The following is a 9,281-nucleotide window of genomic DNA, read 5'->3' as shown; positions in this document are numbered from 1 at the left end:
GGGACGACGCGGCGGCGAGGGTGGAGGTACCAGCCGTCAGGCCGGGCGGCGGGCCACCAGCACGTCTCGCATGATCGACTGGTCGACCCGGTGCCGCAGCGCGCGGTAGGGCTCCGCGTCCACCACGGTCAGGCCGGCGTCGGCCAGCGCCGCCGCCGCGTCGTCCCGGCTGGCGACGTGGGTGTTCCAGGAGATGCCGAGCGCCCCGCCGGGGCGCAGCAGCCGCGCCCAGACCGGCGCGGCGTCCGCGAGCAGCGCCAGCGGATCGCGGGTCAAGCCATGATCGGCGGTACGACTGCCGTGCTGCACGCCGTACGGGGCGTCCGCGACGACCAGGTCGACGGTCTCCGGGCGGAAGAACTCCGCCGAGCGGGTGGTGTCGGCGTTGACCACGTCCAGCAGCTGCGTGCGACCGGCCTTGTGCTCCTCGCGGGTCGGGGCCACCTCGATGCGTACCCGCCGGCCGACCACCTTGCGCTCCCGCCGCACCGGCCCCGACTCCAGCACCCGGTGCTTGACCCGCTTCTGCTTCAGCCAGGTGGTGATGAACGCCCGGTACGCCTCGACGTCCTTCTGGTCCCGCTCGATCCCGGCGGCGTCGAAGCCGTACATCAGGGCCTGGTTGAGGGTGGTGCCGCGACCGCACAGCGGGTCGAGCACCCGGAAGCGCCGGCTGGTGAACTCGCCGGCCCAGTCCGAGGCGAGCAGTGTGACGTTGAGGAGCAGCTTGGTGAACTGCTCGTTGGTCTTGCCCGGGTACTTCTGGATGGTGAGCAGATCGTCGTCGTACCGGTCCAGTCGGCTCCACTCGATCGGGCGCAGCAGCTCGCCGACGATCTCGAACAGCGCGTACCCGGCGGAGAGGTTGCCCAGGACGGCCAGGTCCCGTTCGGTCAGCCCGTCACCGGTGAAGGTGACATAGGACGCCCCGCCGACCACCTCGGTGTCCAGCTCGCCGACCCGGCCGTCGAGCGCCGTGCGGCCGAAGATCTCCAGCTCGGCCCGGGTGAGGTCGATGGCGGAGCGGGCGTACACCCGGTTGGTGGCGGGCAGGATCAGCAGGCCGTAGCGCGTCATGATCCGGCGAGTATTCCACAACACGCCCGGGTCGCCGGGAACCGGAGCGGCCACTGGAGCGACTACCGGTACATGGGGTGTGAGCAGTGGCGGGAGGTCCTGTCCGCGCAGTTGGACGGGGAGGAGACCGCCGCCGAACGGACGGCGGCGCAGGGGCACCTCGACGAGTGCGCCGAGTGCCGGGCCTGGTTCATGGCTGCGGCCGCGGTGACCCGTCGGGTTCGTACCCGATTGGTCGTTGAGGTGCCCGACCGGACGGCGGCGATCCTGGCCGCGGCCGCCGAGGCACCGCCGGCCCGCCGCTGGCGGTGGCGGCCCCGGATGCCCCGACGTGGCCCGCTGGTCGCCGCGCTGCGCGCGACGCTCGGGCTGCTCGGCGCGGTGCAGCTGGTGCTCGGCCTGGCCCAGGTGGGCCGGGGCGCGACCGCCGATCATGTGCATGCCGCCGGTCAGCACCTGTGGCACGAGTCTGCCGCCTGGAACGTGGCGGTGGGTGCCGGCTTCCTCTTCGTGGCGGTACGCCGCACCCCGCCGGCCGGTCTGCTGCCGATGCTCAGCGCGTTCGTCGGCACCTTGCTGCTGCTGTCGGTCAACGACCTGGCCACCGGGTCGGTGGGCGGGGAACGACTGATCAGCCACGGCTTCCTGGTGGTCGGCTACCTGATCACCGTGCTGCTGTCCCGGCCCGGTCTGCGCCCCGGCGGGCCGGCACCGCAGCGGCAGCCGACGCCGTCCCGCTGGCGGTTCGGGGCCGACGAGGTGGAGCGACCCCTGCGGGTGGTACGCCCCGAGTCGTATCCGGCGCAGGCCGCCGACCGTTTCGCCGCCCCGGCTGCGCGTACCGGCCAGGCCAGGCGTGCCGGTCGGGCCGCCTGATCCCGCGACCGTGCGCGCCGGTGACTAGGCGCGAGGATCGGCCGGGCGCACCGGCTCGCCGGCAGCGATGACCTGCGGGACGACCTGTTCGACGATGGTCAGCAGGGTCGTCGTGAGCAGCAGGTGCACCTGGGCGCGGGTCAGCGCGCCACGCTGGAGCCATTCGCGGGCGGTCGACGTGGCCAACCCGCAGTACGCCCGGACCATGCCGCGAAGCTCCTCGTGGTGCACGGCCTGACCAGCCAGCCCGACGGCGACGAGCATCCGGTCAGCGGCCACCTCCTCGGCCTCGGCGAGCACCCGCTCCACGTCGGCGTCACCACCCATCCCCCGGGCGGTTACCGCCGCCAGCCACGAGGTGCTGTGCCGGGACACCACGTCGAGGAACCACGAGACGCTCGCGTCGACCCGCGTCCGCAGGTCACCCTTGGGCAGCCGTTCGAGGGCGACCTCCGGGATGGTCACCATGACCCGGACGACCTCCAGATAGAGGTCCTTCTTGGTGCCGAAGTAGTGGTTGACCAGCCCTCGGGCGACGCCCGCCTCCCGGGCGACGTCGGTGGTCGACACGTCCGCGTACGGCCGCTCGCCGAACAGCCGGACCGCGCAGGCCAGGATCTGCCCGCGCCGGGCGTCCGGCTCCAACCGGCGGCGGCGAGGGGCGGTCTCGACACTCATCTGCCCGACCCTAGCGGCAGCTCCGGGCCAGCCGCCGCTCATCACCTCGGTCACGCGGGATGATCGGCTCGTGCGGCCCTTCACGGGCAATAAACCAATCGTCTAGAGTGCCGCTTTAGCGTCTGCAACGCCCCATCCTGGTGATGTGTCCGAAGGGCCTGCCAGGGCACCAAGGCTCAGGCTGACGGCTCGGCATGCCGGCTGGCGCCTGAGGCATCGAGCAAGGGAGCAGCATTTTGGTTTCTCGACGTCGAGTCCTCTCCGGCGCGGCCGGCGCGGCGGTTGGCCTCTCGGCCGCTGGCACGTTCGCCGGGTCCGCGACGGCGGCGCCGTCCACCTCCACCGAAGTGACGTCGCCGCTGGCCGCCCCGCGCGGTCGCCTGATGAGCAGGACGGTGGTGACCTCACCGGCCATCCCGCTGACCCATCTCTCCATCAAGCACGGCGGCCCCTCGGCGGCGGTTCGACTCCGCACCGGCAAGGGGTGGAGCGACTGGCTGGAGCTGAACGCGTGTCAGAACGGCCGGGACGGAGCCCTGGCAGCGGCCCGCTCCAACGTCGTGGTCGCCAACGGCGCCACCGCGTACGAAGTCCAGGTCGCCGACGGTTCCGACGCCACCGTGTCCGAACTGAACATGGTCGACGGGCCCCGGCGGAGGATCCCGAACCCGCAGACGAACAGTCTTCCGGTGCCGCGAGGTGGCCGGCAGCCGACCTACCTGCCCCGCGCACGGTGGGGTGCTGACGAGTCGCTCCGCTTCGCCGACGACGGCAGCGAGCGGTTTCCGACCGAGTTCTTCCCGGTGCAGACGCTGACGGTCCACCACAGCGGGGTGTACGAACACAACGAGGACCCGGATCCGGCGGCGACGGTCCGTGCCATCTACTACGACCAGTGCATCCTGCAGGAATTCGGTGACATCGGCTACCACCTGCTGATCGACGAGGCGGGGCGGATCTACGAGGGTCGCTACTCCGACCCGGGAGGCCTCCCGGTGTACGGCCCGAGCGCCGGCACCGACGGCCGGCCGCTCATGGTCAACGCGGCGCACGTGGGTGGCTACAACGCGGGCAACATCGGCATCTGCCTGTTGGGCCGGTTCACGTCCCGCCAGCCCAGCGCCGCGGCACACCGGTCGTTGGTGTTCGTCCTGGCGGGCCTCGCCGCCACGGGTCGACTCGCCCCCGGTGCCAAGACCAACTACGTCAACCCGATCAGCGGGGCGAGTGGCACGGTCAACGTCATCTCCGGTCACCGGGACTGGGCGACCATCGGGGCCGGTCCGACCGAGTGCCCCGGCGACGCCTTCCACCCCTACCTCGGCGCTCTTCGCCAGGAGGTCGCGGTGATGCTGTCGCAGTTCCCGACTCCTCCGAGGCGCTCTCGATAGGTCGACACACCCCCGCGACAGGTCGACCCCTCGCCCCACCGTCTCCACCGCCCCCCGGTGGAGACGGTGGGGCCCGCGCTCATCCAGCGCGCCGGTAGCTTGAGCTCACCATGAAGGCGGGGTGTCCAGCTCGAGCGGATGGCCCGACTCCACGAAACCGGGAGTCGATCACGGCGAGGGCTGCTCACGGCTTATTGACATGCCGCCAACAGGGCGCGAGGGTGGTGCACATGCCCACGCCCGACGGCTCCCCCTCGCCCTGGCGCGAACCGGAACACGACGACCTCGCCGACCTGGCCCGCACCTTCTTCACCAAGGAGGTGCTGCCGCACACCGAACGCCTGCTGGCGCAGGGCCACCCGGATCGCGAGCACTACCGTCGCGCCGGCGAGCTGGGGCTGCTCGGCCTGTCCGTCCCGGAGGAGTACGGCGGCGGAGGCGGTGGCTTCACCCACGAGGCCGTCCTGCTGCACGAGCAGGCGTACACCGGGGAGAGCAGCCTCGGGCTGGCCGTCCACAGTGGCATCGTCACCGGCTACCTGGTGGCGTACGGCAGCGAAGAGCAGAAGCGGCGGTGGCTACCCGGCCTGTGCAGCGGTGAGCTGGTCGGCGCGATCGCGATGACCGAGCCGGACGGCGGCTCGGACCTGCAGGCCATGCGCACCCGGGCGGTCCGCGACGGCGACGACTACGTGGTCACCGGCGCGAAGACGTTCATCACCAACGGCGGACTGGCCGATCTGATCCTCGTGGCGGTGAAGACCGACCCGGAGCAGCGGGCGGCCGGCGTCTCGCTGCTGGTCTGCGAGGTCGGTGGCGACCCGGAGGGCTTCCGCCGGGGCCGGCTGCTGTCCAAGATCGGGCTGCACGCCAACGACACCGCCGAGTTGTTCTTCGACGAGTTCCGGGTGCCGGCGGCCAACCTGCTCGGGGGCGCCGAGGGGTTGGGCTTCATCCAGCTCATGCAGCAGCTTCCGCAGGAACGCCTCGTGATCGGCGTCGGCGCGGTCGCCGCCATGGAACGCGCCGTCGAGCTGACCGTCGCGTACGCCAAGGAGCGCAGCGCCTTCGGCAAGACGCTGATGGGTCACCAGAACACCCGGATGGTGCTCGCCGAGTGTGCCACCCGCGCCCGGGTCAGCCGGGTCTTCCTGGACGACTGCATCGTCCGGCACAGCCGTGGCGAGCTGGACGTTTCCACCGCCGCGATGGCGAAGTCCTGGCTCACCGACGGGCAGTGCGAGGTCATCGACCGGTGCCTGCAGATCTTCGGCGGCTACGGCTACACGACGGAGTACCCGATCGCCCGGATGTACGCCGACGCGCGCGTCCAGAAGATCTACGGCGGCACCAACGAGATCATGAAGGAGCTGATCGCCCGTGCCCTCTGAGGCGTACGTCTATGACGCGGTCCGCACCCCGCGCGGACGCGGCCGGGACACCGGCGCGCTGCACGGGGTCAAGCCGATCTCGCTGGTGGTCGGCCTGATCGACGCGTTGCGTGAGCGCAACCCCGGCCTGGACGTCGGCCGGCTGGAGGACCTGCTGCTCGGCATCGTCACCCCGGTCGGCGAGCAGGGCGGTGACCTGGCCCGCGCCGCCGCCCTGCTGGCCGGCCTGCCCGATCAGGTGGGTGGGGTGCAGCTCAACCGGTTCTGCGCGTCCGGGCTGGAGGCGGTCAACGCGGCCGCCGCGCGGATCCGCTCCGGCTGGGAGCACCTGCTGCTGGCCGGCGGGGTGGAGTCGATGTCCCGGGTGCCGATGGGCTCCGACGGCGCGGCCTGGGCCACCGACCCGCAGACCGCGCTGGCCACGTCGTTCGTGCCGCAGGGGGTCAGCGCGGACCTGATCGCCACCCTGGAGGGCTTCAGCCGCGACGACGTGGACGGCTATGCGCTGCGGTCGCAGGAGCGGGCCGCCAAGGCGTGGGCCGGCGGGCACTTCGCCCGGTCGGTGGTGCCGGTCCGTGACGCCAACGGGTTGGACATCCTCACCGTCGACGAGCACCCGCGCCCGGAGACCACCCGGGAGGCTTTGGCCCGGCTCACCCCGTCGTTCGCCACGATGGGCGAGGCGGCCGGCTTCGACGCGGTGGCGTTGCAGAAGTTCCACTGGCTGGAGGCCATCGAGCACGTCCACCACGCCGGCAACTCGTCCGGCATCGTGGACGGCGCGGCGCTGGTGCTGATCGGCTCGGAGGAGGTCGGTCGGGATCTCGGCCTCACCCCGCGCGCCCGGATCGTCGGCGCGGCGGTCACCGGCGCCGACCCGACCCTCATGCTGACCGGCCCGATCCCGGCCACCCACAAGGCGCTCGCCGTCGCCGGGCTGACCCTCGACGACATCGACCTGTTCGAGATCAACGAGGCGTTCGCCGCGGTGGTGCTCAAGTACGTCCGCGATCTGGGCCTCGACCCGGACCGGGTGAACGTCAACGGCGGCGCGATCGCCCTCGGCCACCCGCTCGGCGCCACCGGAGCGATGCTGCTCGGCACGGCGTTGGACGAGTTGGAACGCCGCGACCTGCGCCGCGCCGTCGTGACCCTGTGCATCGGCGGCGGCATGGGCGTCGCCACCGTTCTCGAGCGCTGCTGACCGGGGGTAAGACCGATGACCGACACCATCCGGTACGACCGTGGCGCCGACGGCATCGTCACGCTCACCCTGGACGACCCGACCCAGTCCGCCAACACCATGAACCGGGCGTACGCCGCCTCGATGTGCGCCGTCCTCGACCGGCTGGCCGCCCAGTTGCCGGCCTTCCCGGCCACCCTGCGCAAACAGCTCAAGGGTGCCCGGCTGCCCGCGCCCGAGGCGATCCTCGCCACCGCCGTCGAGGGCGCGCAGGTCGACGTGGAGACCGCGTTCACCGTGGAGACCCGGCACCTGATCGGTCTGCTCACCGGGCAGGTCGCCAAGAACATGATCGGGGCGTTCTTCTTCGACCTGAAGGCCGTCAACGGTGGTGCGGCCCGACCGTCCGGCGTGGACGTGGCGCCGGTGCGCCGGGTGGCGGTGCTCGGCGCCGGCATGATGGGCGCCGGCATCGCGTACGCCTGCGCCAGCGCCGGTCTGGAGGTGGTGGTGCGGGACGTCTCGCCGGAGGCGGCGGGGCGGGCCCGGGAGCACGCCGAACGGCTGCTGGCCCGCGCGGTCCGCAAGGGCCGCGCCACCGAGGCGGACGCCCGCGCCGTACTGGACCGGATCACCACCACCGACCAGGTGGACGCCCTCACCGGCTGCGACGCGGTCATCGAGGCGGTCTTCGAGGACCCGGCACTGAAGAAGGCGGTCTTCGCCGAGGTGTTGCCGATGCTGGCACCCGACGCGTTGCTCGCCTCCAACACCTCCACCCTGCCGATCACCGGGCTGGCCGAGGGCGTGGACCGTCCGGCCGACTTCATCGGCATGCACTTCTTCTCCCCGGTGGACCGGATGCCGCTGCTGGAGATCGTGGTCGGCGACCGGACCGGCGACGAGGCGCTGGCCCGTGCGTTCGACCTGGCCCGGCGGATCGGCAAGACCCCGATCGTGGTCAACGACGGCCGGGGCTTCTTCACCAGCCGGGTCATCGGCCGGTTCATCGACGAGGCGGTCGGCATGGTCGTCGAGGGCGTACCGGCCGCGTCGGTGGAACAGGCCGCGTTGCAGGCCGGCTACCCGACCGGGCCCCTCGCGCTGGCCGACGAGGTGAGCCTCACCCTGATCCAGCGGATCCGCCGCCAGTTCGAGGCGGCCAGCGAGGAGTACCTGCCACTGCCCGCACACCGGCTCGTCGACGAGTTGGTCGACGCGTACGACCGGCCGGGCCGCGCCGCCGGACGCGGCTTCTACTCCTACGACGACGGCACCCGGGGCCGGTTGTGGCCCGGCCTCGCCGACCTGGTCACCGACGCCGGCCGTGCCGTGCCGTTCACCGACCTCCAGGAGCGGATGCTCTTCGCCGAGGCGCTGGACGCGCTGCGCTGCCTCGACGAGGGAGTGCTGCGCACCGAGACCGACGCCAACATCGGTTCGATCTTCGGCATCGGCTTCCCGGCCTGGACGGGCGGGGTGATCCGCTACGTGCGGCAGTACGCGGGCGGGCCGGCCGGTTTCGCGGCACGGGCGGCCGAACTGGCGCAACGCTACGGCGAGCGGTTCACACCGCCGGACGATTTGGTCGACCGGCTCGCCGCCTCGGCCGGCCGCCCCGCCGAGTCGGTGGGCACCGCGTGACGCCGGCACGCGGCGGGCCGCTCGCCGGGGTGCGGGTGGTCGAGTTGGCCAGCCTCGCGCCGGCGCCGTTCGGCTGCATGGTGCTCGCCGACCTCGGCGCGGACGTGGTGCGGGTCGACCGGCCCGGCGCCCCGGGAGCCGGCCGGCTGGCCGCGCCGACCGACGGGCCGTTGCAGCGCGGCCGGCGGGTCACCACGCTGGATCTGAAGTCCCCGGACGGCGTGGCGGACCTGCTGCGCCTCGCCGAGCGGGCGGACGTGCTGGTCGAGGCGTACCGGCCGGGGGTCGCCGAGCGGCTCGGCTTCGGCCCGCAGGTGTGCCAGGACCGCAACCCCGGACTGGTGTACGCGCGGATGACCGGCTGGGGTCAGGACGGCCCGCTGGCGAGCCGCGCCGGACACGACATCGACTACATCGCGGTGGCCGGGGCGTTGGAGCCGCTCGGACGGGCCGGCGAGCGCCCGTACGCGCCGATGAACCTGCTCGGCGACTTCGGTGGCGGCGGCATGCTGCTGGCCGTGGGAGTGCTGGCCGCGCTGCTGGAACGGGAACGCTCCGGCGTCGGCCAGGTGGTCGACGCGGCCATGGTGGACGGGTCGGCGCTGCTCACCTCGTTCCTGCACGGGCTCATGGGCGGTGGCCTGTGGGCGGCGCCGCGCGGGCGCAACATGTTCGACGGTGGGGCGCCGTTCTACGACACGTACGCCACCTCGGACGGTGGATTCATGGCCGTCGGCGCGATGGAACCGGCCTTCTACGCCGTTCTCCTCGACGGCCTCGGCCTCGCCGACGACCCGGACCTGCCCGCCCAGTACGACCCGAGCGGCTGGGACGAGCTGCGCCGACGGTTCACCGAACGGTTCGCCGAGCGGACCCGGGACGAGTGGACGGCGGTCTTCACCGACCTGGACGCCTGCGTCGCCCCGGTACTCGCCCCCGGCGAGGCGCACCAACACCCGCACAACACCGCCCGAGGCACCTTCGTCGAGGTGGACGGCCAGATCCAACCGGCCCCGGCCCCCCGCTTCAACCGCACACCAG

8 protein-coding genes are annotated in these 9,281 nt (G+C 72.5%); 6 read left to right on the top strand and 2 right to left on the bottom strand.

Annotated elements, in window-relative coordinates:
- Positions 1–36: 36 nt before the first annotated feature.
- Positions 37–1,077, bottom strand: coding sequence for a TRM11 family methyltransferase (locus F8271_RS27655; protein ID WP_151492784.1), 1,041 nt, complete (start codon positions 1,075–1,077; stop codon positions 37–39).
- A 72-nt stretch (positions 1,078–1,149) separates the two neighbouring features.
- On the opposite strand from F8271_RS27655, the gene F8271_RS27650 reads away from it, so the two are divergent.
- Entirely contained in the window at positions 1,150–1,953 is an 804-nt protein-coding gene (locus F8271_RS27650) for a zf-HC2 domain-containing protein (RefSeq protein ID WP_151492783.1), read from the top strand.
- A 24-nt stretch (positions 1,954–1,977) separates the two neighbouring features.
- On the opposite strand, the gene F8271_RS27645 is transcribed toward F8271_RS27650, so the two are convergent.
- On the bottom strand, positions 1,978–2,631 hold the full coding sequence (locus F8271_RS27645) for a TetR/AcrR family transcriptional regulator (RefSeq protein WP_151492782.1): 654 nt from the start codon (positions 2,629–2,631) through the stop codon (positions 1,978–1,980).
- Between the two features lie 383 nt (positions 2,632–3,014).
- Between F8271_RS27645 and F8271_RS27640 the strand changes: the two genes are divergently transcribed.
- The 5 genes from F8271_RS27640 to F8271_RS27620 all read left to right on the top strand — a co-directional run.
- Entirely contained in the window at positions 3,015–4,022 is a 1,008-nt protein-coding gene (locus F8271_RS27640) for a peptidoglycan recognition family protein (protein WP_151492781.1), read from the top strand.
- 230 nt (positions 4,023–4,252) lie between these two features.
- Positions 4,253–5,413, top strand: coding sequence for an acyl-CoA dehydrogenase family protein (locus F8271_RS27635; protein WP_151492780.1), 1,161 nt, complete (start codon positions 4,253–4,255; stop codon positions 5,411–5,413).
- On the top strand, positions 5,403–6,617 hold the full coding sequence (locus F8271_RS27630) for an acetyl-CoA C-acetyltransferase (protein WP_151492779.1): 1,215 nt from the start codon (positions 5,403–5,405) through the stop codon (positions 6,615–6,617). Before F8271_RS27635 ends, F8271_RS27630 begins: the two co-directional genes overlap by 11 nt.
- Before the next feature lie 15 nt (positions 6,618–6,632).
- Positions 6,633–8,240 (top strand): 3-hydroxyacyl-CoA dehydrogenase family protein, encoded by a 1,608-nt coding sequence (locus F8271_RS27625; RefSeq protein WP_151492778.1) that lies wholly within the window; start codon positions 6,633–6,635, stop codon positions 8,238–8,240.
- Positions 8,237–9,281 (top strand): CaiB/BaiF CoA-transferase family protein (locus F8271_RS27620; RefSeq protein WP_151492777.1); only part of this gene is annotated, 1,045 nt, incomplete at its 3' end. The genes F8271_RS27625 and F8271_RS27620, both read left to right, overlap by 4 nt.

This window comes from Micromonospora sp. ALFpr18c (genome assembly GCF_008868155.1).
Classification (GTDB): domain Bacteria; phylum Actinomycetota; class Actinomycetes; order Mycobacteriales; family Micromonosporaceae; genus Micromonospora.
Note: the sequence above shows the minus strand (reverse complement) of the source record. Positions and strands in the feature narration are given on the sequence as shown.